This is a genomic window from Curtobacterium sp. UNCCL20 (assembly GCF_900101675.1).
Classification (GTDB): Bacteria; Actinomycetota; Actinomycetes; order Actinomycetales; family Microbacteriaceae; genus Curtobacterium.
Window position 1 is genome coordinate 519,564 of the sequence record NZ_FNKG01000004.1, and the last position, 25,803, is coordinate 545,366.

Consider the following 25,803-nt stretch of genomic DNA (forward strand, 5'->3'; position numbering starts at 1 on the left):
GTGACCGGATGGGATGCTGTCGACATGGACCGCATCACGAGGCACCGGAACTGGGGCCTGCACGCGGCGTTCGGCGCCACGATCGCCCTCGTCGCGGTGATCGTCGTGCTCGGGTGGTCGCCGTGGCCCTCCCGGTGGCCCGCCGTCGTGATGCTCGGCGTGCTCGCGCTGGCGTACTGCGCGTACGGGTGGCGCGGCTACGAGGTCCCCCGGGCCGCGGCCGGCTTCGTCCCCCTGCTGGTCCTCGCCGCGCTGGTGCTCCCCACGGTCGTGCCGAGCGCGGCGCTCGTCCAGTGCATCCTCTTCCCGGTGGCGTGGTGCCAGATCGAGCGGACGCGGACGGCCATCGGCGTCTCGGTCGCGATCGGGGTCGCCGCCGGGGTCGGCCTGCAGATCGCGACCGGTCCGGACGCCCTCGTCAGCACGATCCTGATCGAGGGCGTCAGCATCGCGGGTGCCTGCGCGCTCGGGCTCTGGATCAGCCGGATCGCTGCTCTCTCCGACGAGCGCCGCCGCCTGCTGGAGGAACTCCGTGCCACGCAGGACTCCCTCGCCGAGGCGAACCGCCGCGCGGGCGTGACGAGCGAGCGGGAGCGCCTCGCCCGCGAGATCCACGACACCGTCGCGCAGAACCTCGCCGGCATCGTCATGCTCACCGAGCGCGCCCGCGGCGACCTCGCAGCGGACCGCGTCGACCACCTCGACGAACGCCTCACCGTCCTCGAAGAATCAGCGCGCGCCGCGCTCGAAGAATCCCGCACCCTCGTCGCCGCCGGTGCGGCCGGGGTCACCGGAGACGGCCTCGGCGCAGCCCTCCACCGCCTCGGCGAACGCTTTACCCGCGAGACCGGCGTCGCAGTCTCCGTCGACGCCCCGGACTGCGCGCTGGATCGCGACACCCAGGTGGTCCTGTTGCGCGTCGGCCAGGAGGCACTGGCCAACGTCCGAGCGCACGCCCGGGCCGACTCGGTGCAGGTCGCACTGCACGTGGCAGCTGAGCAGGTCAGTCTCCGGATCGTGGACGACGGGGTCGGGTTCGACCCGTCCGTCCCGACCGCAGGGCACGGGCTGCGCGGACTCCGCGAGCGGCTCGCCCTCGCGGGTGGCTCCTGCACGATCACGAGCGACGCCGGACGCGGCACCGTCGTCGAGGTGTCGCTGCCCACCGGGGCCGAGCCGCGCCTCCAGGCAGTCACCGAACCCGTGACGGAGGTGACACGGTGATCCGTGTCGTCGTGGCGGACGACCACCCGATCGTCCGCGCCGGGATCGTCGCGCTGCTGCAGGACGCCGACGACGTGGAGGTCGTGGGGCAGGCGAGCGACGGCGAGTCGGCGGTGTCGATCGTCCTCGCCGAGCGGCCGGACGTCGTCCTGATGGACCTCCGGATGCCGGAACTGAACGGCGACCAGGCGACCGCGCGCATCCTCGCCCGCGAGCCGTCGATCCGCGTGCTCATCCTGACCACCTACGAGTCCGACGACCAGATCCTCGCCGCGATCGAGGCGGGCGCTGCCGGCTACCTGCTGAAGGCCGCGCCGGAGTCCGAGATCCTCGCGGGCCTCCGTGCGACAGCCCGCGGTGAGACGGCCCTCGCGCCCTCGGCAGCTGCAGCCCTCGTCCGCCGCACCACCGGCAGGCCGAGCACCGGTCCGAGCCTGTCGCCGCGGGAGCTCGAGGTCCTGCAGCTCGTCGCGCAGGGCAACTCGAACCCGGCGATCGGCCGCTCGCTGTTCCTCAGCGAGACGACGGTGAAGACGCACCTCGGGCACGTGTTCGAGAAGCTCGGCGTGAACGACCGGACGCGGGCGGTGACCCGCGCGATGGAGCTCGGGCTCCTCCGCTAGATGGCCGTGGCCAGGGCGAGCTGCGCCCGTGCCGCGACCGCGTCCGCCGCCGGCGGGCGGCCGTACGCCTCCCGGTAGTCCCGCGAGAAGTGCGAGGCGCTGCGGAAGCCGACGACGGACGCCGCGCGGGCGGCGGTGTCGCCGTGCACGACCATGAGCCGTCGCGCCTCGCCGAGCCGCGTCCGCTTGAGGTACTGGGCGGGAGTCATGCCGGTCGCCTCCTTGAAGCGGGCGAACAGGGTGGACTCGCTGACCCGGAGTTCGCGGGCGAGGCGCTCCATGGACCACGGTTCGGCCATCCGCCCGTTCAGGAGTGCGGTCGCGGCTGCGACGACGGAGGTACCGGAGCCGTCGAGCGCGGCGGTGATGCGTGGTGCCTGTTCAGTCTGGAGCAGGCGGAGGACGACCTCGCGGGCGACGAGGGGGAACAGCACGGGGACGTCCTCAGGGGCGTCGAGCAGGGCGAGCAGGCGGGCGAAGGCGTCGGCGAGCGGCGCGGTCCAGGTCCCGAGGCGGGGCACCTCGCCGCTGGCCGGAACGGTGGGCGCGGACATCGTCGACACGACCTCGCCGACGATCGCCGGGTCGAGTCGCCAGACGGCGGAGATGAAGCCGTCGTTCCCGGCGGTGTCGACGACCCCGGCGACGACGGGCAGGTCGACCGGGGTGATGATGAACCGTTCGCGGCCCCAGACCTGGTCGTCGTCGCCCACGATCGAGCGCTTCCGGCCGCGGAGGACGACGGACAACGACGGCACGTACCGACGGTCGAACAGCCCGGTCGGCTCGTGCACGCGCGAGACCGTGAGGCCGAGGGCATCGGCTCGGTGCGCGGACCCGGCGCGCGCGGCGGCAGCGTGGTGGTCGGACCCCAGGACAGCAGCGTGGCCGGACGCGATCGCCGCGGCCCGGTCGAGGTGCTGCGCGGTGAGGTCGTCCACGGCTCCAACCTACCCAGGCGTCGACCGCGGAACCGTGGGGTGCGGGATCCGGCAAGGTCCTCGTGGATCCGGGCAAGGGCTCGAGTGCCGGGCGGGCCGAGCATCGAGTCATGACCGATGCACCCGCTTCCACCACCACCCGTACCGCCCTCGTGACCGGAGCCTCCAGCGGCATCGGCGAGGCCATCGCCCGCGAGCTCGCCACCGCAGGCGTGTTCGTCGCCGTGCACGGCCGCAACGCCGAGCGCACGAGCGCCGTCGCCGCGTCCATCGAGGAGCAGGGCGGCCGCGCCGCGCCGCTGGTCGCCGACTTGTCCGCCGGGCCGGCCGAGGTCCGTGCACTCGCGACGGCCGCGACCGAGCAGCTCGGGGGTCACGTCGACGTCCTCGTGAACAACGCCGGCGTCTACCCCGGCGGCCCGACGGAGTCGTTGTCCGACGACACCGTCGACGCCCTGCTCGCCACGAACATCCGTGCACCGCACGTCCTGGTCGCCGCCCTCGCACCGTCGATGGTCGAGCACGGAGGCGGGCACATCGTGAACATCGGCTCGTGGATGGCCCGCGTCGGGGTGCCCTTCATGGCGCTCTACCCGGCGACGAAGGCCGCGGTCGAGCAGCTCACCCGTGCCTGGGCCGCGGAGTACGGGCACCGCGGCATCCGGGTGGTGACCGTGGCTCCGGGGGCGACGGCAACGCCGGGCAATGCTGAATCGGCGGACGTCCTCGCAGCGATGACGGAGGGCACACCGGCGGGACGCCCCGTGCAGCCCGAGGACATCGCGCGCGCCGTGCGGTGGGTGGTGTCGGACGAGGCGGCCTTCGTCACCGGCGGCACCATCGACGTCGACGGCGGGATCGCGTCCACACGGATGCGCTGACGTGGTCCAGCCGCTCAGGCCGGATCGGCAGGATGGGTGCATGCGCTTCGACGAGGTCCTCACCCGGTCCGACGGCCCTGCGGTCGCCGCGGACATCGCCGAACTCCGGACGCCCGGGCGGTACGTCCTCGAGGGTGTCCACCAGGACGCGGACCATCGGCACTGGCAGTTCCGCCTCGACGTGGACGAGTCCCAGGAGCGGTGGACGCTCGATGGTTCCGATGGCCCGACGATGTGGTTCCGAGACGGCGTCCTCCACGACGCGGACGGCGACTCGGAGGACACCTTCGCGGACAGCACCGTCGCGGGCGCCGTGGTCCGCATGGCGCTCCCCGACCAGCTGCTCTGGTGGGGTCGCGGTCCCGAGAGCTTCTCCCCCGTCCTCGTCCAGCACATCGGCGAGCGATCCGTCCTCGTGACGTTCGAGCACCGTGCCGACCCGGCGTTCCGGTCGACCCTCGTCGTCGACGAGCACGACGGCATCGCCCGGCGGCGGTTCGAGCTCGGCGAACTCACGCACGTGTTCAGCGCGCGGCGAGCCGATCCGGACGAGGTCCTGCCGCCGGCCCGGTTCGAGCCGCTGACCGACTGGATCCGCCCGGTGTACTGAACGGTTGACCGTTCCGGTTCACGATCCCCGGGGATCGTGAACCGGAACGGTCACACGCGAGGACGCGATCCGGTCCCCGCTGTCAGCGCGCTCACGGCCGCTACGGCATCCCGGACGACCGATTCGTTCCGGATCGGCTGCAGCGTCACCTCGTGCTCGCCGCGCTCCCACCGCAGAGCCCCGACACCCGGGACGAGGAGTCCGAACAAGCCGGTTCCCGACTCGTGACTCCACCCCGTGACGGACCGCCACGTCGGCGCCGCCCACGCCGTGCGGAACCACTCGACGTCGCTCGGGCAGGGCCCAGAGCGGTCCTCGTACTGCGCGGAGGAGATGGTGACCGGCTCCCCCGCACCGACGGAGCCGACCGGGTCGAGGTCGAGCCAGCCGAGCAGGTGCGCGGCGACCGAGCCGACGTCGACGATGCCGAGCGCGTCCGTCCCGTCGCCCCGGGGCCCCCGGACCACGCAGCGCCGTCCCTGCACCCAGCACACCCACCGCGACGTGGGGCCGTCGACGGCCGGATCGGACGCCTCGACCACGAGCATCGCGTCGTGGTCGACCACCGGGCCGAGCACCTCGTCGCCCTTGTCGGTCACGCCACCGAACCGGCCGACGAAGCCGAGCTCGCGGGCGGAGACACCGGCCTCCGAACGACGTGCCGCTCCCGGCACCATGCCGCGGTCACGGAACCTCGCGAGGTGGTCCAGCAGGTCGGGGTGGGCGGTCCACTGCAGCGACGGCCCGGAACGCTCGACGCCGGCGACACCGGGGATCGCGACCGCGGGTCGGTCGACCGCCTGGTGCCACCGGGAGTCCAGGAACCCGTCGACGATCTGCGAGGTGGCCGGCCAGTCGTCCGCCGAGCACTCGAGGGTGATGCGGACCCGCACACCCTGGTCGACCACGAGTCGCTCGTCCCGGATCACTACGTCGTCAACCGACGGCAACGCGACGAGCAGCCGGTCGGTGCTCGCCTCGAGGAAGATCGCGTCGGCTGGCACGCGTCGCAGGTCGTCGGCGAGCGGCTCGCCGGATGTGCGGAACGCGATCGAGACCGCGCCGTCGACACGATCGAGCACGACCCCCGCACGAACCGATCGAGCCGTCCATCCCTCGGGGACCTCGAGGACGAGCCCACCGACGACTACGAGCGACCCCCACCGTACGTCCGGCCGCGGATCCCACGGCATGTGCCGGGTCATCGTCGCATCGCGCGTCGGTACCAGCCCGGCGTCGCCCACCGTGCGCCGTCGAAGACCATCCAGAAGCCGAGCGCGCCGCACAGCACGAACGCCGTCATCAGTACGAAGAACAGCGGGACCATTGGGCCGTTCGTGAACAGCATCGCGGTGCCGAAGCACACGATCGCCACCCCGAGCCAGAAGAGTCCGAACAACCGCACCGGGTACCTCGCACGCGACCACGACCGCCAGAGTCCCACGTACGCGAGTGCTCCCGGGAGCGCGAACGCTGCGCCGATCACGATCACCCAGACCAGTGTCCCCAATGCATCCCCCGTCGTGCGCCCGTCGTGCGCCCGTCCCTCCCATCGTAGTCGGGCCTACCCCACTGGACTGGAGGCACGGCACCTGCCCGCACCGCGCCTTCGGTCCCAGAATGGGCCCCGTCTGCCATCCGCCCCCCTGGTCAGCGCCCCGCGTCCGCCTTGTCCGGCGCGATGCCCGGCTCGCGCCGGACGCGAGCAAGGGTTGTCCGAACACCCTCTTCCACCCGTTCCGGCGCGATCCCCGCGGTCAACGATCGTCGCGAGTCACCGCGCCGATGACCTGCCGAACGACCGTCTCGGTTCGGATCGGCCGGAGCGAGACCGCCCCGTCCGTCTGCGTGTACCGCTCGAGCCAACCGAACCCTGGAACATCGATCGCGAAGATCCCGAAACCGGTCTCTTCGGACCAGCCGAAGACCGACCGCCATCCGGAAGCTTCCCAAGCCCGTCGAAACCACTCGGGATTGTCGGGTGCTGGCACTTCGAGCGCCGATTGGCCGCCGTGCTCCTCGTACCGCGCTTGCAGCGCAGCGAGGGGGACGGTCACGGCTTCCTGCTCTCCGACGAACCACGTCGGTTCTACGGCGATCCAATCGAGGAGGTGTCCGACTGCGCCGGCGACCGAGGTGGCCCCGAGGCCGACCCGTCCATCACCGAGTTCGACGCGCATGGCCGCCCGACGCCCGTTCACCCAGATCGCGGCGTGGTGCGTCCCTTTCTCGGATTCGATCCTCGTACGGAGTGAGCGAGTGGCGCTCGCGATGATCGCGACGAACTCCGAGCCGGTCTCCGACAATGCACCGAAACGATTGACCAGACCGAGCTCACGTGCGGCTCGGCCTTCCTCCGAACGACGAGTACCGGCCGACACCAGCCCCCGGCTCCGGACGTGCCAGAGGTGGTCGAAGAGCGCCTCCGACCCCTGCCACTCGAGGCGACATCCGGGCTGGTAGTCGCGTACGCGGTCGAGCGCCTCGAGTTCGACGCCGGCTCGCTCGCTGGCAGCGCGATCGATCCGCGGCATCATCGGATCGTTCCTTTCTGCACATCGACCAGTTGCACGGAATCCATGACCTGGGCGAGCAGCGGTTCGACAGCGGTCCACTCGAGCACGGAGGCACTGGCTGTGAGGTGGACTGCCGTGTCGCCAGTAGTGATGACGCGTTGGTCGACGACGATCCAGTCCTCGCCGAGCGGGTACCCGAAGAGCAGTCGGGCGCTGGGACCGATCGCGTGCTCCTGGCGACGGACCTCGAGGACTCGCGTTCCGGGGTGTGCGGCGATGGCAGCAGCCATCATTCCGGAGGACGCCTCGACCAACGACACCGTCGTCGATTCCTGCGCCACGACCACGTTCGGCCGGAACCCGTTCGTCGTCGGACGTTCGAACACGGTGCCGAAGGTTGCTTCGGTGACGACCCAGCCGTCGGGTAGGTCCGCCGCGATCACGTGCCGCTCCGATGCCGGTACCAGCGCGGCGTCAGCCACGCGGGCACACCGAACACGAACAGTCCGACCGCGACGAGGATCAGCACGAACGCCGAGATCATCATGACGGCGGTGAACACGAACGCGTGCGTCGACAGGAGCGCTGCGAAGACACCCAGGCAGATACCGCCGAAGCCGAGGAAAGCGGTCGGGAAGATGCGGTCGGCGCTCCACGAGCGAGTCCAGCTCCGCCAGAGCCCGGTGTAGGCGGTCAGTCCCACGAGACAGAACGCGCACGACACCGCGATGATCGCCCAGATCATCCGAAGATCCCCTTCCACACGTCGTGCACGCCCTTCGCGAAGTCCGACCCCTGGTACATGTCGTTCAGCTTGTCACCGAGCATCTCGCCACCCGTCCCGCCGAGCCAACCCCCGATGGCGCTCCCGACGATACCGCCAACGACGGTCCCGACCCCTGGGAACAGCGCAGTCCCGATGGCGCCGCCGATCCATGCACCGGCCGCCGCCGCGCCGACTGTCGTGCCTCCCTTGATGACCGTGGTCGTGACCGCGCTCTCGGCGCGTTGTGAGTCGGACCAGTCGGGGTGGTCGACCTCGTCCTCGTGCCACTGGTCGTTCCACGTAGAGCCCAGCGTGAGGACGGTTCCGGCGACGCCCAAGACCTTGGTTGCGCCCTTGGCCGCGTCAGGCATCGCCTCGAGCAGGGCGTTCTTGTCCTTCACCAGCAGGTTGTGCGAGCCGTACCGAGGATCGTCGAGGGGAATGTCGGGCCCCTTCGGCGGGTACGGAACCTCGAGCCCGCTCGGCGAACGCCACCACTGCTTACCGTTGGCGTCGATGAACGCGGGTGGCGGGGTGCGCAGCGTCGCCTCTGGGATGACTCCAGCCGGCACAGTGGTGAGCTGACGCCACCGTTCGAGGGTTTCCTGCGAAACCGACATCCCCGCACCGATGATGGCTCCGGACGTACCACCGCCGACGAAGCTCAAGAACTTCGAGGCCGCTGACTGCTCGTACGCCTTGAGCGCGTTGATCGCGCCCGCGCACTCCTGATCTGCTTGCAGTGCCGCGGCGTTGAACTGGTCGACTCGTCGCTGCAAGGCACGCTGTTGGTCGTCCCGCGCGTGCTCCGCCGCCGCGACTTCGTCGTCGGTCGCGCCGGCTGGAGTCGACGTGTCGGCCCCGGCGAAGGCCTGGATGTCCGAGAGGAGCGTCGTCCGCTGTGTCTGGAGCGTCTGCACAGTCGTCGAGTACGTGTCGAGAGCGCTCTTCGCCTTCGTCGCTGCGTCGACCAGCCCGACCACGTCCGCATCGATCGGCGACAAAGCGTTCCGGAGCGTGGCGGCTTCCGGAGCTTCGTAGACATCGGACGACGCGAACGCCTTCCACGCGGCCTCGATCGCGTCGGTCTGGGTCTGCGCCGTGGTTGCGGCAGACACCAGGTCCGCACCAACCGACTCGAGCGTCGCGGGGTCGGGCAACTCGCTGACAGTGGGGGCGAAGGTCACTGCTCGATGCCCTTGTTCGCGTTCGCAGCCATCTCCTCGTCGCCGGACGCGTACGCGTTCGCGATCGATCGCGCCGCCGCGACGGACGCGGTCACCCGGCTCCCGATCGACGCGAGTCGGATCTCTCCTGGGTTCTGCTTGAACGCGCTGAGTGCCGTCGCGGTGTTCATCGCACGCGCTGCGAGCGACTCCGCTGCACCGGCGGCGTTCTGCAACGACTGCTCTGCCGTCGCCATGTCAGCGAGTGCGGTCTCCGCGTCCGAGATCGCTCGGTCGAAGGCGGCTGGATCGAGCCGCCATCCGTTGATCGCCATGCTGCATCCCCCTCAAGTGCTGCGGTGTGTCGGAACCCATCGAGGATAGCGACCCTCGGGGTTGAGGGGAATCTGCCGTCCTCGATCAATCCGCTACCGTCGAGCGCGACGAGAGACGAGGGACCGTGTGATCTGGATCATCGGCGCCGTCCTCATGCTCGTCGTCCTCGCCCTGCACGATCGCCCGGGCTGGCTCTTCTGGATCCCAGCGACGATCGCACTCCTCGGTGCCGGTTCGGTCTGGTACCTCCCGCCGGTGTTGACCCCGCGCTGGTTCCGCGCGCTCCGCGCCGGCTGGCGCTGACGCCCCACCGGACTGGAGGCGCGGCACCTGCCCGCACCGCGCCTCCAGTCCCAGAGCGGGCCCCGTCTGCCATCCGACGCCCGCCCTGGTCAGCGCCCCGCGTCCGTCCCCTCCGGCCGGGTGGCGGGCTCGCGCCGGATGCGGAGCACCCGCGCCGTCGGCGTCGCCCCGCCGTGGTCGACGTGCAACACCCCCGCCGACGCATCCCACGACACGTCCCACGCCCCGAACTCGGTCGGGAACAGGGGCGACACCGTGATCGACCGCCCGAGGAACGCCGGCAGCGGCAACGACACCGCCGACCGAGCCCCCGGCAGCGCCCACACCGACAGGTACAGGTCCCCGTCGGGCACGGCGAGGCCGAGGGCGACCCAGGTGTCCTCCCACCCGGGCAGTCCGAGCGGCCACACCGGCACCGACGTGTCGACGACCTCGAGCACCTGTCGGTGCGCGGCGATGGCCGACCCCACGACTGCGCGCTGCGCGATGGACATCGAATTGAGGTACCCGGACAGGTACATCCGCCCGAGCACCCCGTTCACCAGGGAGAACGCGAACAGGTCGTCGGGCATCGTCGGCGCCGGGTAGGCCCAGTTCCCGGCCTGCTCCGGCAGCATCGCCGCGGGTGCAGCGGCGGCGATGGACGCGTACAGCACCGGGTCCTGCTGGTCCGAGGTGGACTGCATGTGCAGCCGCGAGAGCATGGCGGAGTCGGCGCGCATCGCTCCCGAGGCGCAGTTCTCGATGAGCAACTCCGGGTACCGCGCCTGCACGTCGTCGAGCCAGTCGAGCAGCGCACGCGAGTGTTCGAGCGACCCGGACCACGGCCCGGTCATCGTGTTGGAGTCCATCTTGACGAAGCTGACGCCGAGCGAACCGACGAGCCGGTCGACCACTGCGTCGAGGTGCGCCCGGGCCTCCGGCGAGCGCAGGTCGAGCAGGTGCCGTCCGTGCTCCGCGACCCGCACCCCGTGGTGGTGCACGAAGGCGGACTCCGGCAGGGTCGACGCCAGCGGCGAGTGGATGCCGATGACCTCGGGCTCGAGCCAGAGGCCGGCCTGCATCCCGCGGGAGCGGATGTGGTCGATGACGGACCCGAGCCCGCCCGGGAACCGCGAGGCCGCCGGCTCCCACTGCCCGACGGTGTCCCACCAGTGCCCTTCGGCGTACCAGCCGGCGTCGATGCAGAACAGGTCGGCTCCGGCTTCGGCGGCCGCGTCGATCAACGGCAGCAGCTTCTCCGTGGTCGGGTCGCCCATGAGCGTGTTCATGTAGTCGTTGAACACGAGCGGCAGGGCGCGGTCGGCCTCCCGGAGGTGCCGGAAGGCCCGTCGCTGCTCGGTGAGCACGGCGAACGCGGACTCCACCGACGACGCGATCCCGACCGACACCGGCACGGACACGAACGGGCGGTCACGCGCGACGACCGCGGTCCACTGGTGCTCCTGGTCGGTCGGCCCGCTGCACAGCAGGTACGCCTCGTGCCGGGTCTCCCCCAGCTCGTACAGCCACGGCCCGTTGTGCTCGACCTGCCACACGAGCGCGTACCCGGACGCTCCGTCAGCATCCGCGGTCAGCACCCCGATCGGCAGCGCCTCCCCGGTCGACCACGACCCCCGGTTCTGCACGACGGCGCGGCTGCGCGGCGGGTGGTGCTGCGCCTCGCGGTCGATGCGCGCGAGCCCGATCGACCGCAGCGGATCGGTCCGCCACCGGCTCTCCGCCGCCCAGTCGTTGTCGGCGTGCAGCAGTGACAGACCGTCGATGCCGACACCCGAGTCGGCCAGGAACGCGCCGGTCGCGAACGACGACACGAAGTCCACGACGTGCTCGCCGTCGCCGTCCACGGACACCTCGGTCCACGTCTGGAACGCTGCGACACCGGCGCGAGTCCGGAACACCGACTCGGTCTGGAGGCCCGTGGCCGCGTCCGCCTGCACGATCCGGAACCACGGGTCGGTCCCGTCCTCGGACACGTGGTGCGACACGGGTCGCAGTCGCGCCCCGATCGTGGAGTCGACGTGCCGGAAGCCGCCCGGGAACCGGCCGTGGCCGATCGTGGTCAGCTCGACGAGGGGCTGCGGGTCGTCGGGCCCGTCGACGAGCACCCCGCCGGCGGGCACGAACGACACGAGCGCCGCGGGCTGCTCCGGGTCGACGCGGAACCGCGCGGCGAACCCGTCCGTGACCCAGTCGACGACGGCGCCGCCCGAGGACGAGATGCTCACCGTGCTCCGACGGGCGCCGGCTCGCTCGACACCCACGCACCGACCGTGTGGTCGTAGCAGATGGTGTTGTCGATCGAGGAGCGGTCGAGCGCGGGACCGGCGGTGACACGGCGCTCCCCGCGCTCCGGGTCCGGAGCGGCCTCGGCGAGCAGCCGCGTGTAGTCGTGCTGCGGGTCGAGGATGACCGCGTCCGAGGGGCCCCGCTCGACGACCCGGCCGCGGTACAGCACCAGGATCTCGTCGGAGAAGTGCCGCGCGGTCGCCAGGTCGTGCGTGATGTAGAGGACGGCGAGCCGGTCCTCCCGCTGCAGGCGCCCGAGCAGGTTGAGCACGCTCAACCGGATGGACACGTCGAGCATCGACACGGGTTCGTCGGCGACGAGCACCTGCGCGCCCGGTGCCAGCGCCCGCGCGATCGCGACGCGCTGCCGCTGCCCGCCGGAGAGCTCGTGCGGACGACGGGTCGCGAAGTCCTCGTCGAGGTTGACGCGGCCGAGGAGCTCCCGGACCCGGGCGGCGGTCTCCTCGGCGCCGTGCGTCCGGTGGTGCAGCTGCAGCGGCCGGGCGATGTGGTGCTCGATGGAGTGGAACGGGTTGAGCGAGGCGAACGGGTCCTGGAACACCATCTGCACGTGCCGTCGGTACAGGCTCCCGATCACCGGGGTGCCGTCGTCGAGCCGGACGTCGATCGAGCCGCGCGTGGTGGACTCGAGCTTCGCGAGCATCCGGGCGATCGTGGACTTGCCCGACCCGGACTCCCCGACCAGGGCGACGGTGCGCCCGGGCTGGAGCTCGAACGACACGTCGTCGACGGCGCGCAGGGTCTGGCGGCGCAGGCCCTTCCGGGTGTGGAAGTCCTTGCCGAGGTGGCTGACGGTGACGCTGGTCATGAGGCGATCTCCTCGTCGATGCCGGAGTCGACCCCGGAGCGGATGAACGCCCCGCGCTCCCCCGACAGGCTCGGGAACGACTGCAGCAGCCGCTTCGTGTACGGGTGCTTCGGTTCGTGCTGGATGACCGAGGCGCGGTCGAACTCGACGACCTCGCCCCGGAGCATGATCGCGATCCGGTCGCTGATCTCGAGCAGCAGCGGCAGGTCGTGCGTGATGAACACGACCGCGAAGCCGAGCTCGTCGCGCAGCCGGACGATCTCGCGGAGGATCTCCCGCTGCACCACCACGTCGAGCGCGGTGGTCGGCTCGTCCATGATCATGATCTGCGGTTCGAGCAGCATCGCCATCGCGATCATGACGCGCTGCCGCATGCCGCCGGAGAGCTCGTGCGGGTACGCCGTGATGCGGCCGGGGTCGACACCGACGCGACTGAGGGCGTCCTCGGCGATGGCGCGCCGCTCCTTGCGGGACAGCCCACGGCGGTGCTCCTTGAGCGCGTCGTCGAGCTGGGCGCGGATCGTGGTGACCGGGTTGAGCGCGTTCATCGCTCCCTGGAACACCATCGACAGCTTCGACCAGCGCACGGCCCGGAGCGCCTCGTGCCCGAGGCCGAGCAGGTCGACGTCGCTGCCGTCGCGGTCGTGGAACGTGATGCTGCCCGAGGTGACCTTCGCCGGCGGCCGGTGCAGCCGGGTGATGGCGTAGGCGAGGGTGGTCTTGCCGCAGCCGGACTCCCCGGCGAGCCCGAGGATCTCCCCCGGGGCGAGGGTGAGTGAGACGTCCTTGACCGCGTGCACGGGGTGCTCGGTCTCGTAGACGACGTCGAGGTGCTCGATCGTGAGCACCGCCTCGCGGCGTGAGCCGCCAGGGGCGGCGGTGCCGGGTCGCCCGGTCCCGGGGACGGGACGGTCGGGGTCGGTCTCGGTGGCGGTCATCGGCCGGCCCCCTTCGTGTCGTGGCCGGCGGTGGCGGCGCTGGTCGTGCCTCCAGGCCGGGTGGAACGTGCCGCGCGACGGAGGCGACGTTCGCGGCGGCGCTGGGCCCGTACGTTCGCGAGTCGCGGGTTGATCACCTCGTCGATCGAGAAGTTCACGAGCGACAGGCCCATGCCGAGCAGTGCGATGAGGAGCCCGGGCGGGACGAACCACCACCACGCACCGTTGGCGAGGGCGAAGCCGTTCTGGGCGTAGAAGAGCATCGTGCCGAGGGTCGACGAGTTCGACGCCCCGAGGCCGAGGAACGAGAGCCCCGCTTCCCCGAGGATCGCCGCGATCACCGCGAAGACGAACTGCGACGCGAGGACGGGCAGCAGGTTCGGCAGGATCTCGACCGCGATCACCCGCCACGGCCGCTCCCCGGCGACCCGGGCGGCGGAGACGTAGTCGCGGTTGCGGATCGACATCGTCTGCGCGCGGAGGACCCGGGCGGACCCGGCCCACGACGTGATCGCGAGGACGACGGCGATGGTCCAGAGCCCGCGCGCCTCACGCGGCACCAGGCCCGAGATGACGATCACGAGGGGCAGACCCGGGATGACGAGGAAGACGTTCGAGAAGAGCGAGAAGGCCTCGTCCATGATCCCGCCCAGGTACGCGCCGAGGATGCCGAAGAACGCGGACAGCACCGTGGCGAGCAGCCCGACGATGAGGCCGATCTGCAGGCTGCCCCGGGTGGCGAAGGCGAGCTGGGCGAGGACGTCCTGGCCCGTCTGCGTCGTGCCGAGGAGGTTCTCGCCGCTCGGCGGCTGCAGCCCGGAGTCGCGGATGGTGGTGGGGTCGCCGACGAGCAGCGGTCCGATCACGCCGAACAGGGTGACGCCGGCGACGAGGACGATGCCCGTGACGAGCCACGGGGTCAGGGTCGGCAGGAAGCGACGGATGCCGCCCTTGCTGCCCCTGCCGGCTCGGCGGGTGGCGATCGACGTGGTGGTGTCGGCCTCCTCGGCGAGCGCGCCGATGGTGGGTTCGGTGTCCTGCTGGATGTTGGTCACGTCGTCTCCTCCCTAGCTCCGGGCCCGCGTCCGCGGGTCGATGAGTCCGTACAGCAGGTCGACGACGAGGTTCGCGCCGAGCACCGCCAGCGTGATGAACAGGAAGATGCCCTGCATGAGCGCGTAGTCGTTGTTGGTCACCGCGGAGAGGAGCTTCGACCCGATGCCCGGGTACGAGAAGACCTGCTCGGTGACGACGGAGCCGGACACGATGAACCCGAGGGAGATCGCGAAGCCGGCGACGGACGGCAGCACGGCGTTCCGTGCCGCGTAGTTGCGGAGGATCGTGCCGTTCGGCAGTCCCTTCGCCTGGGCGGTGGTGATGTAGTCCTCGGACAGCGTCGACACCATCATGTTGCGCATCCCGAGCAGCCAGCCGCCGAGGGACGCGAGCACGATCGTCAGCGCCGGCAGCACCCCGTACTTGATCGCGGAGCCGATGAACTCGGCGTTGAACCCGGGTGTCAGCACGACGTCGTAGCCGCCCTGGGACGGGAACAGGTGCATGCCGGTGGCGAAGAAGTACACCAGGATCAGCGCGAGCCAGAAGTACGGCACCGCGGCGAGCAGGGTGGTGGCGGGGACGAACGAGTCGAGCCAGGTGCCGGGCTTCCACCCGACGAAGGCGCCGAGGCCGACCCCGATGATCGCCGCGAGAATCGTGGCGATGCCGACGAGGGCGATGGTCCACGGCAGTGAGCTGGCGATCACCTCGGTGACGGGGGCCGGGAAGTAGCTGACGGACACACCGAGGTCACCGCGGAACACGTTGCCGAGGTACTGGCCGTACTGGACGATGAGCGGTTCCGAGGAATCGCCACCGAGGAGCAGCTCGTACGCCTGCCGGGTCGCCGGGGTCACCTGTCCGCCGCGCTGCTGGAGCTTGGCGAGCAGGATGTCCACCGGGTTCCCGGGCAGGAGCCTGGGGATGATGAAGTTCAGCGTCAGTGCCGCCCACAGGGCGACGATGTAGAAGCCGATCTTGCGCAGGAAGTAGGTCATCGTCGAGTGCTCCTCGGTCGCGACTCCATCGGGGTCAGCCCTTCGCCGGCTTGAGCGCCTTGAAGATCTCGGCGTTGTCCGGGCTCGCCCAGACGGCCGGGAAGGCGTAGAGGTTCTTCTCGGTGGGCCAGCCGGTGAACTTCGCGGCGTGGAACTCGCTCGTCGTGCCGCCGGTCATCACCGGGATGTAGGGCATGTCCTCGACGACGTGCTTCTGGATGACGTCGAGCAGGGGCTGCGTCGCCGCGGTGTCGTCCGGGTTCGTCGCCGCGAGCTTCGTGAGCGCGCTGTCGACCTCGGGGTTGCTGTAGCGGGCGATGTTCATCGGGGCCGCTTCACCGACCTTCGCGGTGTTCGCCGTCGAGAAGTAGTTGTTGTACAGGTAGTACGGGTTCGCGGTCGGGCCCTGGCCGAGCGAGTCGATCGCGAGCTGGTAGTCGCCCTTCGTCTTCTTGTCGGTCCACTCGTTCCACGACGACTGCTGCGCCTTGAGCTCGATGCCCGCGGCCTTCAGCTGCTGCGCCATCGTGTCGATCGCGGTGATGTAGTCGGTCCAGCCGGTGACGACCTCGACGGTCAGCGACAGGCGCTTGCCGTCCTTCGCGAAGATCCCGTCGGAGCCCTTGGTGTACCCGGCGCCCTCGAGCGTCTTCGCCGCGGCGTCCTTGTCGGCGCTCTCCGGCATGATCGCCGGCGAGACGTCCTTCGAGATGGTGTCCTTCTGCGTCGTGGTGAGCGCGAAGGTCGGCGAGATCTCGCTGGCGGTGTTCGTGAACGCGAGAGAGTTGAGCTGCTTGCGGTTGATCGCGTCGGCGATCGCGTGCCGCACGGCCGGGTCGGTCTGCGGGCCGCTGCAGCCCATCGCCTCGGACGAGCAGGTCAGGAGCGCCATCTGGTTCTGGCCGACGGTGATGCCGTCGTAGCCCGGGTACTTGCCGGGGATGTCGTCCATGTTCGGCACCGGGCCGGTCTGCCAGTCGATGGAGCCCTGCGAGAGGGCGTCCGCGCCGGCGGTGTTGCCGGAGAGCGACAGGTAGCGGATCGTCTTCACCGCCGGGGCGCCGCCCCAGTAGGTCTTGTTGGCCTCGAGCGTGAAGGCCTGCGCCTTGAAGGTGCCGAGCGTGTACGGGCCGGTGCCGACCGGCTTCCGGACGACGTCGGTGGTCGGGTCGATGTCCTTCCACAGGTGCTCCGGCACGATCCAGGTCTTGCCGAGCAGGTTCGGGCCGAGCACGAACGACGGCTTGGCGAACGTCACGACGACCTTGTCATCGCCCTCGGCCTTGGCGGTGCCGTCGTAGCCGATCGAGTTGAGCGCCTTCTGCTTCTTGAGCATGTCAAGCGTGAACACGACGTCCTTCGAGGTGAAGGGCTTGCCGTCGCTCCACTTGACGCCGTCCCGCAGCGTGATGGTGAGCTGCGTGCCGTCGCTGTTCCACTCGGACGACTTGCCGAGCAGCGGCTTCGGGTCGTTCGTGTTGACGTTCGTGATGAAGAACAGGGACTCGTAGATCGTGCCGACACCGCCGATGTTCGACGGGGACCACGGGTTGTAGTTGATCTGGTAGTCGCCGGACTGTCCGGTGTACGCGACCAGGGTGGAGTCGGCGGCGCCGGTGCTGGCGGTGCCGCTGGAGCTGCAGCCGCTCAGCGCGAGGCCGGCTGCGAGGAGAACGGCACCGCCGATGGCGAGCCGTGAACGGGTTGTCTTGAACATCGTTGTCCTCTCGGTCTGCTTCGTCGCAGTCCACGTTGTGAGCGCGATTGTTACACGCTTAAACTAAGTCGGTCAAGAGGGTGCGACGAAGCACCCGACGAGCATGGGAGACGCGATGGAGCGGACGACGCTGGACGGCACGTGGACGGTCGAGGCGGTGGAGGGACCGCCGGAGTCGGACGCGTTCCGCACCCCGGTGGAGGCGGTGGTCCCCGGCTGCGTGCACACCGACCTGCTCCGAGCGGGCCGGATCGACGACCCGTTCGACGGTGACGAAGAGGCGGCGACACAGTGGATCGGCGACACGGTCTGGCGGTACCGCCGCACGTTCGAGTGGGCAGGAGACGCCGACGCCCAGCGTCACGACCTCGTCGCGGACGGCCTCGACACCCTCGCCACGATCGAGCTCAACGGCATCGTCGTCGCGACCACCCGCAACCAGCACCGCTCGTACCGGTTCCCCGTCGGGCACCTGCTCCGCCCGGGCACGAACGAGGTCGTCGTCACCTTCGACGCCCCGGTGCCCGCTGCCGAGCGGCTGTCGGAGCTGCACGGCGGCGAGCTCCCCCACGTCAACCACCACCCGTACAACGCACTCCGCAAGAACGCGTCGAACTTCGGCTGGGACTGGGGCATCGACGTCGCCACGAGCGGGATCTGGAAGTCCATCGGTATCGAGTCCTGGAGCGGCGCCCGCATCGCGGCCGTCCGCCCGCTCGTCGACGTCGACGGCACGTCCGGTGTGCTCACCGCCCACGTGGACGTCGAGCTCGCGGGCTCGTCCGGTCGGTTCTCGCAGGCCATCGGGAACGCGCCGGTCGCGTCCGCCGGTGCTGCCGCGGCAGCCGGCCTGGAGGCACGGATCACCGTGGCCCCGCACCGCGCGACCGCAGCGCGGTCGGCCACCGACACCGCGCCTCCAGGCCAGAACGTCGTCACCGGTTCCGGTGCGGTCGCCGGTGGCTCCGCCACCGTCCGTGTCGTCGTGCCGGACGTCGCCGTCTGGTGGCCGCGCGGCGAGGGCGACCAGCCGCTCTACGACGTCCGCGTCGAGGTCGGCGACGACGTCTGGACCGGCCGCGTCGGGTTCCGCACCGTGTCGCTCGACACCGCCGCAGATGCCGGCGGCGCGCCGTTCCTGCTCCGGGTCAACGACCGTCCGGTGATCGTCCGCGGGGCGAACTGGATCCCGGACCACGCGTTCCTCACCGAGATGACACCGGCGCGCTACGCGGCACGCATCGACGACGCCGTCGCGGCGAACATGAACCTCCTCCGCATCTGGGGCGGCGGGATCTACGAGTCCGACGACCTGTACGACCGGTGCGACGAGCTCGGGATCCTCGTCTGGCAGGACTTCCTGTTCGCCTGCGCCGCCTACGCCGAGGAGCCCTGGCTCGCCGACGAGGTCGAGCCCGAGGTCCGCGAGGCCGTCACCCGCCTCAGCCCGCACCCCTCGCTCGTGGTGTGGAACGGCAACAACGAGAACCTCGTCGCCTACGCGGAGTGGGGCTGGCGGCCGTCGCTCGTCGGCCGGACCTGGGGCAACGGGTACTACCGCTCGCTGCTCCCCGCCGTCGTCGCCGAGCTCGACCCGACCCGTCCGTACACGCCGGGCAGCCCGTTCTCGTTCGACGAGTACCTGACGCCGAACGACGAGCGGAACGGCAGCGTCCACATCTGGGACGTCTGGAACCGCCTCGACTACCGCGCCTACGCCGACTGGAAGCCGCGCTTCGTGGCGGAGTTCGGGTTCCAGGGGCCGCCGGCGTGGTCGACCCTGACGGCGGTCGTGCACGACGAGCCGCTCGACCCGGACGGGCACCAGATGCTCGTGCACCAGAAGGCCGACCAGGGCAACCGGAAGCTCGCCGACGGCATGCGCGGGCACCTGCCCGAGCCGACCTCCATCGAGGACTGGCACTTCGCCGCGCAGCTCAACCAGGCGCACGCGATCCGGTTCGGCATGGAGTGGTTCCGCTCCCGCACGCCCGACAACACCGGGATGATCGTCTGGCAGCTCAACGATGACTGGCCGGTGGTGTCGTGGGCGCTCGTCGACCACGCGGGCATCCGGAAGCCGGTCTGGTACGCGGTGCGGCAGGCGTACCAGCCGGTGCTGTTGACGGTGCAGCCGGGGGCCGGCGACGCGCAGGGCGGTCTCGACGTCGTGCTCGTGAACGCGTCCGGCGCCGCCGTCTCCGACGAGGTCACGGTGTCCCGTGTCCGGTTCGACGGCACGGTGCTCGCCGCGGAGTCGTTCCCGCTCGCCGCCGAGCCCGCGGACGCCGACCGTGTCACGCTGCCGTCGTTCCTGGGCGCACCGGACGATGACGCGTCCGAGGTGCTCGTCGTCACGGGTGCCGGCACCCGCACGGTGTTCGACTTCGCCGAGGTCGTCGACCAGCGGCTGACTCCTGCGCCGTTCACTGCGTCCGTGTCGGCGACGCCGGACGGCGCCCAGGTCACCGTGACGGCGTCGTCCTACGCCCGGGACGTCTCGCTCTTCCCGGACCGGGTCGACGCCGCGGCCCGGGTGGACGAGGGACTCGTGTCCCTCCTCCCGGGTGAGTCCGTGACGTTCACCGTCACGGGTGCACCCGGCATCGACACCGCGGCGCTGACGTCCCCGCTGGTGCTGCGCCATGCGGGGTCGCTGCTCGGGTAGGACACCTCCCGAGACCGCGACGACGGCGGTTGCTCGCAGCGCTCCGGCACTGCGAGCAACCGCCGTCGCGCGGTGCGGAGCCCCGTCGCGCGGGGAACCGTTCAGTCGAGCGCGTCGAGCGGGTCGAGCGGGTCGAGCGGGTCGAGCGCGAGCACGATCGCGGTCCCCGGCGCGAGCATCGGCAGCCGGGCACCCACGTCCGCGAACACCGCCCCCGTGAGCTCCAGCGCCCCGCGCCCGATCCAGGGCGGCGGCACCGGGTCGAGCCCGCGCGGCACGGCGAGGCCCGCGACCGGAGCGAGCCGGTAGCGACGCTCCCGGTCGAGCCCCGGCACCCGCAGCGGCACCGCGAGCGACCGCGGCCCCGTCACGGTCCGTGCCACCCGCACGAGCGCCCGCGACCCGTCCCGGGCGACGACCGCGGTCGCGTCCAGCCCGGGGTCGCCGAGGTCGAGGTGCCGGAGCCGCCCGGAGTGCAGGAACCCGCGCTCCCGCCGGTACAGCGCCGTCCACGCCCGGAGCCGGTCCCGTTCCTCGGCGGACAGCCGCGTGATGTCCGTCTCGATCCCCGCCGAGCCGAACAGCGACACCGCCATCCGGAAGTCCAGGTCGAGGTGTCGACCGGTGGTGTGCGAGACCTCGGGGCCGACGTGCGACCCGATGAGTTCGAGGGGCAGCAGCAGCTCGGTCCAGCGCTGGATCGGCAGCCGCTCCATGGCGTCGTTCGAGTCCGACGCCCAGACCCGGTCGGTCCGTTCGAGCACCCCGAGGTCGACCCGGGCTCCCCCGCTGGCACACGCCTCGATCTCGAGCCACGGGTGGCGTCGGCGGAGCTCGTCCATCAGCGCGTAGACGCCGCGGGTGTGCGCGTCGACGCCGGCGCGGCCCGCGTGGACGGCGTGCACGAGGTCCCGGTTCTGGTCCCACTTCACGAAGTCGACGTGGTGCTCCCCGATGATCGTCGACATGGCCTCGAGCACGTGCTCGCGGGCCGCCGGGTTCGCCAGGTCGAGGACGTACTGGTTCCGCCAGGTGCGGACGTCGTCCTCGGGGCGCTGGAGCATCCACTCCGGGTGGGCCGTGGCGAGCTCGGACACCGGGCTCACCATCTCCGGCTCGAACCACAGCCCGAACTCCATGCCGAGCTGCCGGACGTGGGTGACGAGCGGCGCGAGGCCGTCCGGCCACACCGTCGGGTCCACCCGCCAGTCGCCGAGCGAGGTGGTGTCGGACCGTCGGCCCGTGAACCAGCCGTCGTCGAGGACGAACCGCTCGACCCCGACGTCGGCGGCAGCGTCGGCCAGGGCGACCAGCGGCGCGAGCTCCTGCCGGTAGTAGACGGCCTCCCACGTGTTGAGCACCACCGGACGCGGGCGGGCCGGGTGCCCGGGACGTGCGCGGAGTGACTCGTGCAGGCGGTCGGACAGCCCGTCGAGGCCGGCGTCGCTCCACACGAACACGGCGTCGGGGCTCGTGAACGTCTCCCCCTGGCCGAGCACGACCTCGCCGGCACGGAGCAGTTCGCCCGCCCCGAGCACCGGCCGGGCCTCGGCGAGGACGTCGTACCGGTGGACCGAGTCCGCGCTCCACGCCAGGTGCACGGCCCAGACCTCGCCCGCGTCGTCCGAGAAGCCCGGGGTCCCGAGCACGAGCAGGGTCGGCGCGTCGTGCCCGGTGCGACCACGGCGGCTCTCCCGCGCGTGACTGCCGTGGGTGAGCGCCCGTCGTTGCGGGGTGCGCTCCCGGGTCCAGCGACCCGCGAGGTCGAACACCTCGCCCGCCCGCTCGCCGATCGGCAGGACGGCCTCGAGCGCCTGCAGGTGCACCGGTGCCGCGGCCTCGTTCGTGACCACGTGCCGCACACGCACCAGCCCGGCGTCGTCGATGGTGACGGCGCTCCGGAGCGACAGCGAGGTCGACGTCGCCGTGACCTCGATGCCCCGCTCGTCCGACACGACCTCGACACCTTCCCACCGCGGGACGAGCGGCAGCCCGTCCACGTGTCCGGTGACGGCGGGACGCCCCTCCCACCCGTCCCGTTCCGTCGGCAGCACGGTGAGCGGCCACGGCACGTCGAAGCCGCTCGGGGTGACCGGCCGGCCGAGCGCCAGCAGCAGTTCCTCGGCGTCGCCGTCCGGCAGCGGCCCGACGTCCCGGCCCCAGTGCAGCACCTCGGGCAGCCCGTCCAGGGCCGTCGCGAGCACCAGCGACACACCGCCGGCGCGCAGCACGTGCAGCGCCCGTGCGGAGCGGACGCGTTCCGGCGGCACCACGCCGCGGTCGAGGACCGTCACGACGCACGCTCCTCGCGGAGGACGCGGACGCGTCCGGCCGGCACCGTCGTCTCGGGACCGTGGACGGAGCCGTCCAACAGGTCGGTCCCCACCGCCCGCACGACGACGTCGTCCGCCCCGTGGTTGAGCAGGAACAGGAAGCCGTCACCGCTGTCGCTGACGCGACGCACTGCCTCCAGGCCTGGAGGCGCGGTGACCGTCCGCGGGATCGCGCGGTCCGCGATGATCCGGTCCACCACGCGCTGGGTGCTGTCGTCCGGCAGCATCGCCGACACGTACCAGGCGTCGCCGCCGGCGACGCGGCGGGTGACCGCCGCACGACCCGCGAGCGGGCCGTCGGTGTAGCGGACCACCACGTCGGCGTCCTCGACGACCACGGCCTCCGCCCAGTCGGTGACGACGCCGCCGTCGTCGAGCGTGACCGACTCGTCGGTCTGCAGCGGCGTGAACTCCTCGCTCCACGCACCGAGCACGTCGCGGAACGCACCCGGGTAGCCGCCCGTCCGGATGCGCGCCGTCTCGTCGGCGACCCCGGAGAGGTACGTCACCACGAGCGTCGCGCCCCGGTCGACCACGGCCGACAGCCGTGCCGCGGCGGCGTCGTCGACGATGAGCAGGGTGGGCAGGACGACCACGTCGTACCCGTCGAGGTCGGCGTCGAGGGGCACCACGTCGGTCAGGACCTGCCGGTCGTGGAAGGCCCGGTGCCACGCGCGGATCTCCCGGCCGTAGCGGAGGGCGCGGTGTGGCTTGAGCCCGGACTGCAGCGCCCAGCCGGACGCCTCGTCGACCACGATCGCGACCCGCGCCGGCTCGACGCGGCTGCCCTGCACGGGCGCGAGCGCCTGCAGGGCCCGGCCGAGCGCGCACACTTCACGCCACACGCGGGTGCGGGTCCCGGCGTGCGGGACCATCGCGGAGTGGAACTGCTCGGCGCCCGCGGTCGAGGCGCGCCACTGGAAGAAGAGTGCGCCGTCGGACCCGCGGGCGACGTGGGCCAGGGAGTTCCGGACGAGCTCGCCGGGGTCCTTCGCGCGGTTCCGCTGCTGCCAGCTCGGACCGCCCGTCGAGTGCTCCATGAGCAGCCACGGCGCACGGTCCCGGGTCATCCCCCGCATCCGGTCGCCCGCGACGGCGAGGTCCTGCTCGCGCCGGTGGTCGTCCACGAGCGTGTAGTGGTCGTTCGCGGGGATCGCCACGTGCTTCGCCCACTCGGCGTAGTCGACGACCTGCGAGCCGGCACCCACCATGAAGTTCGTCGTGACGGGCACCTCGGAGTGCTGCTCGATGACGGCCCGTTCGGCGTCGAAGTGCCGGAGCAGGGCGTCCGAGGAGTACCGCTCGAAGTCGAGCGCCAGGCCCGGGTTCGGTGCTCCGCCGACTCCTCGCGGCGGCGAGACCTCGTCGAACGCCGTGTAGGTGTGGCCCCAGAAGGCCGTGCCCCACGCCGCGTTCGCTGCCTCGATGTCGCCGTACTTCGCCGCCAGCCACCGCCGGAAGTCCGCGGCGGACTCCTCGCAGTAGCAGCGGCCGTTGCCGCCCCCGAGCTCGTTGCTGACGTGCCACAGCCGGACGGCTGGGTGTGCGCCGTAGCGCTCGGCGAGGGCCGCCACGATGCGGAGGGCGTGCTCCCGGAACAGCGTCGACGCCGGGCACCAGCCCAGGCGGCCGCCCGGACGCTCCCGGCGCTCCGTCGCGTCCACCGGCAGGATCTCGGGGTGCGCCGTGAGGAGCCAGTTCGGCGGTGCGGCGGTCGGCGTCGCGAGGTCCACCGCGATGCCGTTCTCATGCAGGAGGTCGAGCACGGCGTCGAGCCAGTCGAAGGTGAACTCCCCCGGCGACCGCTCGAGCAACGCCCACGAGAAGACCCCGACGGTGACGAGGTTCACCCCCGCCTCGCGCATCAGCCGGACGTCCTCGTGCCAGACGTCGCGGGGCCACTGCTCGGGGCTGTAGTCACCGCCGAAGGACAGGCCGTCGGTGGGCCAGGGAACGGTGGGGGCAGCGGGCACGACATCTCCTTCGATGGGTGGACCGCACCAGCCTCCCGGTTCTCGGGGGCTTTGTCAACGCGTGTAACTAAGTCGTTCGCCTGCCTCGTTCACTCGCGCCGCCTCGCTCACTCGCGCCGCCTCGCTCACTCGCGCCGCCTCGCTCACTCGCGCCGCCTCGCTCACTCGCCCCGCCTCGCTCACTCGCCCCGCCTCGCTCACTCGCCCCGCCTCGCTCACTCGCCCCGCCTCGCTCACTCGCCGAGGAGGCGGCGGATCGCGAACACCGCGCCGGCTCGTGCCCACTCGGAGAACTCGAACGGCTGCACCTCGATCGCGACGGCTTCGGTGTACGGCGCCAGCGCCCCGCGGAGCGCCTCGTCGACGGACGCTCGGGCCAGGTCGTACACCGGCAGGCCGTCGCCCGTGAGAACGATCGCCGAGGGGTCGGCGATGAGCACGGCACTGGCGAGGACGACCCCGAGCGCACGGCCGGCGTCCTCGAAGGCCCGGATGGCGCGGGCGTCCCCGGACCGGGCGAGCTCGACCACCTCGTCGTACGTCGCCCCCTCGTGCCCGGAGTTCCGGACGATCACGGGACTCGGCAGGTAGCTCGAGGCGCAGCCCGCGTGGCCGATGCCGCAGTCCGGCCCGCCACCGAGCACCGGGAGGTGCCCGATCCGCCCGAGCCGGCCGTGTGCGCCGGTGGAGACCTGCCCGTTCGCGATGAGCCCCAGCCCCAGGCCCTCGCCGACCGTGACGAGCACCATCGACCGCCGTCCGGCACCCGCACCGAGCCAGTGCTCCTTCGCCGTCAGTGCGTGCACGTCGTTCGCGGTGAACACCGTCAGACCCGTGCGCTCCCGGAGCAGGTCGGCGAACGGGACGTCCTGCCACCCGAGGAACTGCGACGACGCGACGATCGACACCCCACCGCGCGACACGACGTCACCCGGGAGGGACACCCCCGTCGCGCAGATCGCCGGGTGCACCGCGCGGAGCCGATCAGCGACGCCCGCCACCTGGTCCGCGAGGTCCTCCGGAGCCGGAGACACGATCGCCTCCTCGTGCAGCGCGAGCACCCGTCCGCCGAGGTCCGTCACGGCGGCGTACACGCGGTCCTTCGTCAGCTTCACGCCGAGGAACTCCCACTCCCCCGCGCTCGTCTGCAGGAGCTCCGACGGACGACCCGTGGCCCCGCGGACGTCCGTCCCGATCTCCACGACCATCCGGTTGGCCACGAGGGTCCGCATGGCGCGCGTGAGGCTGGCCCGTGAGAGCCCGAGCGACCGGGCGATCTCCGCGCGCGAGAGGACACCGTGGATGAGGATCTCCCGCAGCGCCAGGCGGGAGCCCTCGGGCATCGCCGGCCAGGCCTCGGTCATCGTTCCTCCGTCGGCTGATCCTATTGGTTCGGGAACCGGCCCGGAAACGCAGAAAACCCCTGACCACGGATGGTCAGGGGTTCCCTGGTGTTGCAACGTTGAGTCCGGCGGCGTCCTACTCTCCCACAAGGTCCCCCTTGCAGTACCATCGGCGCTGAGAGGCTTAGCTTCCGGGTTCGGAATGTGACCGGGCGTTTCCCTCTCGCTATGACCACCGGAACACCTTCGACCTGATCCGATGAACCAGGAAAGCTGTCCCGGCTCCCCAC

The 25,803-nt window shown here is 71.4% G+C and carries 23 protein-coding genes and 1 rRNA gene; 6 read left to right on the forward strand and 18 right to left on the reverse strand.

Annotation, left to right across the window (positions count from 1 at the left end; genetic code table 11):
* Positions 1-24 precede the first annotated feature (24 nt).
* Positions 25-1,224, forward strand: coding sequence for a sensor histidine kinase (locus BLT36_RS18075; protein ID WP_139166524.1), 1,200 nt, complete (start codon positions 25-27; stop codon positions 1,222-1,224).
* Entirely contained in the window at positions 1,221-1,847 is a 627-nt protein-coding gene (locus BLT36_RS18080; protein ID WP_092097229.1) for a response regulator transcription factor, read from the forward strand. Before BLT36_RS18075 ends, BLT36_RS18080 begins: the two co-directional genes overlap by 4 nt.
* Here the strand turns inward: BLT36_RS18080 and BLT36_RS18085 are convergent.
* Positions 1,844-2,788 carry an AraC family transcriptional regulator gene (locus BLT36_RS18085; protein ID WP_092097230.1) on the reverse strand — a complete coding sequence of 315 codons (945 nt, stop codon included), beginning with the start codon at positions 2,786-2,788 and terminating at the stop codon, positions 1,844-1,846. The two genes, BLT36_RS18080 and BLT36_RS18085, sit on opposite strands and share 4 nt — an antisense overlap.
* Positions 2,789-2,898: 110 nt before the next feature.
* On the opposite strand from BLT36_RS18085, the gene BLT36_RS18090 reads away from it, so the two are divergent.
* Positions 2,899-3,669: an SDR family NAD(P)-dependent oxidoreductase gene (locus BLT36_RS18090; protein ID WP_092097232.1), complete on the forward strand. Its 771-nt coding sequence runs from the start codon at positions 2,899-2,901 to the stop codon at positions 3,667-3,669.
* Between the two features lie 40 nt (positions 3,670-3,709).
* Positions 3,710-4,279 (forward strand): hypothetical protein, encoded by a 570-nt coding sequence (locus BLT36_RS18095; RefSeq protein WP_092097234.1) that lies wholly within the window; start codon positions 3,710-3,712, stop codon positions 4,277-4,279.
* 50 nt (positions 4,280-4,329) lie between these two features.
* Here BLT36_RS18095 and BLT36_RS18100 read toward each other — a convergent pair whose 3' ends face one another.
* From BLT36_RS18100 to BLT36_RS18130, 7 genes are all read right to left on the reverse strand, one after another.
* Positions 4,330-5,484, reverse strand: a complete 1,155-nt coding sequence (locus tag BLT36_RS18100; RefSeq protein WP_175529715.1) for a hypothetical protein — start codon at positions 5,482-5,484, stop codon at positions 4,330-4,332.
* On the reverse strand, positions 5,481-5,789 hold the full coding sequence (locus tag BLT36_RS18105) for a hypothetical protein (RefSeq protein ID WP_175529716.1): 309 nt from the start codon (positions 5,787-5,789) through the stop codon (positions 5,481-5,483). Before BLT36_RS18105 ends, BLT36_RS18100 begins: the two co-directional genes overlap by 4 nt.
* 247 nt (positions 5,790-6,036) lie before the next feature.
* Positions 6,037-6,816 (reverse strand): hypothetical protein, encoded by a 780-nt coding sequence (locus BLT36_RS18110; protein WP_139166526.1) that lies wholly within the window; start codon positions 6,814-6,816, stop codon positions 6,037-6,039.
* Positions 6,813-7,277 (reverse strand): hypothetical protein, encoded by a 465-nt coding sequence (locus BLT36_RS18115; RefSeq protein ID WP_175529717.1) that lies wholly within the window; start codon positions 7,275-7,277, stop codon positions 6,813-6,815. Before BLT36_RS18115 ends, BLT36_RS18110 begins: the two co-directional genes overlap by 4 nt.
* Positions 7,235-7,540 (reverse strand): hypothetical protein, encoded by a 306-nt coding sequence (locus BLT36_RS18120; RefSeq protein ID WP_092097242.1) that lies wholly within the window; start codon positions 7,538-7,540, stop codon positions 7,235-7,237. Before BLT36_RS18120 ends, BLT36_RS18115 begins: the two co-directional genes overlap by 43 nt.
* Positions 7,537-8,748, reverse strand: a complete 1,212-nt coding sequence (locus tag BLT36_RS18125) for a hypothetical protein (protein WP_092097243.1) — start codon at positions 8,746-8,748, stop codon at positions 7,537-7,539. Before BLT36_RS18125 ends, BLT36_RS18120 begins: the two co-directional genes overlap by 4 nt.
* Positions 8,745-9,062, reverse strand: a complete 318-nt coding sequence (locus BLT36_RS18130; protein ID WP_092097245.1) for a DUF6507 family protein — start codon at positions 9,060-9,062, stop codon at positions 8,745-8,747. The genes BLT36_RS18125 and BLT36_RS18130 overlap by 4 nt, the downstream gene beginning before the upstream one ends.
* Before the next feature lie 127 nt (positions 9,063-9,189).
* Here BLT36_RS18130 and BLT36_RS18875 point away from each other — a divergent pair, with 127 nt between their 5' ends.
* The gene (locus tag BLT36_RS18875; protein ID WP_175529718.1) at positions 9,190-9,366 is read left to right on the forward strand and encodes a hypothetical protein; all 177 of its coding nucleotides are present in this window, start codon (positions 9,190-9,192) and stop codon (positions 9,364-9,366) included.
* A gap of 89 nt (positions 9,367-9,455) precedes the next feature.
* Here the strand turns inward: BLT36_RS18875 and BLT36_RS18135 are convergent, their stop codons facing one another.
* From BLT36_RS18135 to BLT36_RS18160, 6 genes are read right to left on the reverse strand one after another with little or no spacing between them, the layout of a single operon-like run.
* Positions 9,456-11,630 (reverse strand): glycoside hydrolase family 36 protein, encoded by a 2,175-nt coding sequence (locus BLT36_RS18135; RefSeq protein WP_175529719.1) that lies wholly within the window; start codon positions 11,628-11,630, stop codon positions 9,456-9,458.
* On the reverse strand, positions 11,591-12,484 hold the full coding sequence (locus BLT36_RS18140; RefSeq protein ID WP_092097248.1) for an ABC transporter ATP-binding protein: 894 nt from the start codon (positions 12,482-12,484) through the stop codon (positions 11,591-11,593). Before BLT36_RS18140 ends, BLT36_RS18135 begins: the two co-directional genes overlap by 40 nt.
* Positions 12,481-13,422 (reverse strand): ABC transporter ATP-binding protein, encoded by a 942-nt coding sequence (locus BLT36_RS18145; RefSeq protein WP_092097249.1) that lies wholly within the window; start codon positions 13,420-13,422, stop codon positions 12,481-12,483. The genes BLT36_RS18140 and BLT36_RS18145 overlap by 4 nt, the downstream gene beginning before the upstream one ends.
* Positions 13,419-14,477 (reverse strand): ABC transporter permease, encoded by a 1,059-nt coding sequence (locus tag BLT36_RS18150; RefSeq protein ID WP_254787733.1) that lies wholly within the window; start codon positions 14,475-14,477, stop codon positions 13,419-13,421. The genes BLT36_RS18145 and BLT36_RS18150 overlap by 4 nt, the downstream gene beginning before the upstream one ends.
* A 12-nt stretch (positions 14,478-14,489) precedes the next feature.
* Complete coding sequence (locus BLT36_RS18155) at positions 14,490-15,479, reverse strand: ABC transporter permease (RefSeq protein WP_092097251.1); 990 nt, start codon at positions 15,477-15,479, stop codon at positions 14,490-14,492.
* A gap of 34 nt (positions 15,480-15,513) precedes the next feature.
* Positions 15,514-17,196, reverse strand: a complete 1,683-nt coding sequence (locus BLT36_RS18160) for an ABC transporter substrate-binding protein (protein ID WP_092097252.1) — start codon at positions 17,194-17,196, stop codon at positions 15,514-15,516.
* Positions 17,197-17,299: 103 nt separating this feature from the next.
* Here BLT36_RS18160 and BLT36_RS18165 point away from each other — a divergent pair, with 103 nt between their 5' ends.
* The gene (locus BLT36_RS18165; protein WP_254787734.1) at positions 17,300-19,864 is read left to right on the forward strand and encodes a glycoside hydrolase family 2 protein; all 2,565 of its coding nucleotides are present in this window, start codon (positions 17,300-17,302) and stop codon (positions 19,862-19,864) included.
* A gap of 101 nt (positions 19,865-19,965) precedes the next feature.
* Here the strand turns inward: BLT36_RS18165 and BLT36_RS18170 are convergent, their stop codons facing one another.
* The 4 genes from BLT36_RS18170 to rrf all read right to left on the reverse strand — a co-directional run bounded on the left by BLT36_RS18170 (position 19,966) and on the right by rrf (position 25,753).
* A complete protein-coding gene (locus BLT36_RS18170) occupies positions 19,966-22,158 on the reverse strand; it encodes an alpha-galactosidase (RefSeq protein ID WP_254787735.1) in 2,193 nt (730 codons plus the stop codon).
* Positions 22,155-24,170: a beta-galactosidase gene (locus BLT36_RS18175; RefSeq protein WP_254787736.1), complete on the reverse strand. Its 2,016-nt coding sequence runs from the start codon at positions 24,168-24,170 to the stop codon at positions 22,155-22,157. The genes BLT36_RS18170 and BLT36_RS18175 overlap by 4 nt, the downstream gene beginning before the upstream one ends.
* A gap of 233 nt (positions 24,171-24,403) precedes the next feature.
* Positions 24,404-25,534 carry an ROK family protein gene (locus BLT36_RS18180; protein ID WP_092097255.1) on the reverse strand — a complete coding sequence of 377 codons (1,131 nt, stop codon included), beginning with the start codon at positions 25,532-25,534 and terminating at the stop codon, positions 24,404-24,406.
* Between the two features lie 102 nt (positions 25,535-25,636).
* Positions 25,637-25,753 (reverse strand): 5S ribosomal RNA (gene rrf / locus BLT36_RS18185).
* Positions 25,754-25,803 lie beyond the last annotated feature (50 nt).

Excerpts from the sequence above, each read along its gene's own strand:
- BLT36_RS18075 (WP_139166524.1), top strand. The coding sequence starts at position 25 with ATGGACCGCATCACGAGGCACCGGAACTGGGGCCTGCACGCGGCGTTC.
- BLT36_RS18090 (WP_092097232.1), top strand. The coding sequence starts at position 2,899 with ATGACCGATGCACCCGCTTCCACCACCACCCGTACCGCCCTCGTGACC.
- BLT36_RS18095 (WP_092097234.1), top strand. The coding sequence starts at position 3,710 with ATGCGCTTCGACGAGGTCCTCACCCGGTCCGACGGCCCTGCGGTCGCC.
- BLT36_RS18100 (WP_175529715.1), bottom strand. The coding sequence starts at position 5,484 with ATGACCCGGCACATGCCGTGGGATCCGCGGCCGGACGTACGGTGGGGG.
- BLT36_RS18110 (WP_139166526.1), bottom strand. The coding sequence starts at position 6,816 with ATGATGCCGCGGATCGATCGCGCTGCCAGCGAGCGAGCCGGCGTCGAA.
- BLT36_RS18120 (WP_092097242.1), bottom strand. The coding sequence starts at position 7,540 with ATGATCTGGGCGATCATCGCGGTGTCGTGCGCGTTCTGTCTCGTGGGA.
- BLT36_RS18130 (WP_092097245.1), bottom strand. The coding sequence starts at position 9,062 with ATGGCGATCAACGGATGGCGGCTCGATCCAGCCGCCTTCGACCGAGCG.
- BLT36_RS18140 (WP_092097248.1), bottom strand. The coding sequence starts at position 12,484 with ATGACCAGCGTCACCGTCAGCCACCTCGGCAAGGACTTCCACACCCGG.
- BLT36_RS18145 (WP_092097249.1), bottom strand. The coding sequence starts at position 13,422 with ATGACCGCCACCGAGACCGACCCCGACCGTCCCGTCCCCGGGACCGGG.
- BLT36_RS18155 (WP_092097251.1), bottom strand. The coding sequence starts at position 15,479 with ATGACCTACTTCCTGCGCAAGATCGGCTTCTACATCGTCGCCCTGTGG.
- BLT36_RS18160 (WP_092097252.1), bottom strand. The coding sequence starts at position 17,196 with ATGTTCAAGACAACCCGTTCACGGCTCGCCATCGGCGGTGCCGTTCTC.
- BLT36_RS18165 (WP_254787734.1), top strand. The coding sequence starts at position 17,300 with ATGGGAGACGCGATGGAGCGGACGACGCTGGACGGCACGTGGACGGTC.
- BLT36_RS18180 (WP_092097255.1), bottom strand. The coding sequence starts at position 25,534 with ATGACCGAGGCCTGGCCGGCGATGCCCGAGGGCTCCCGCCTGGCGCTG.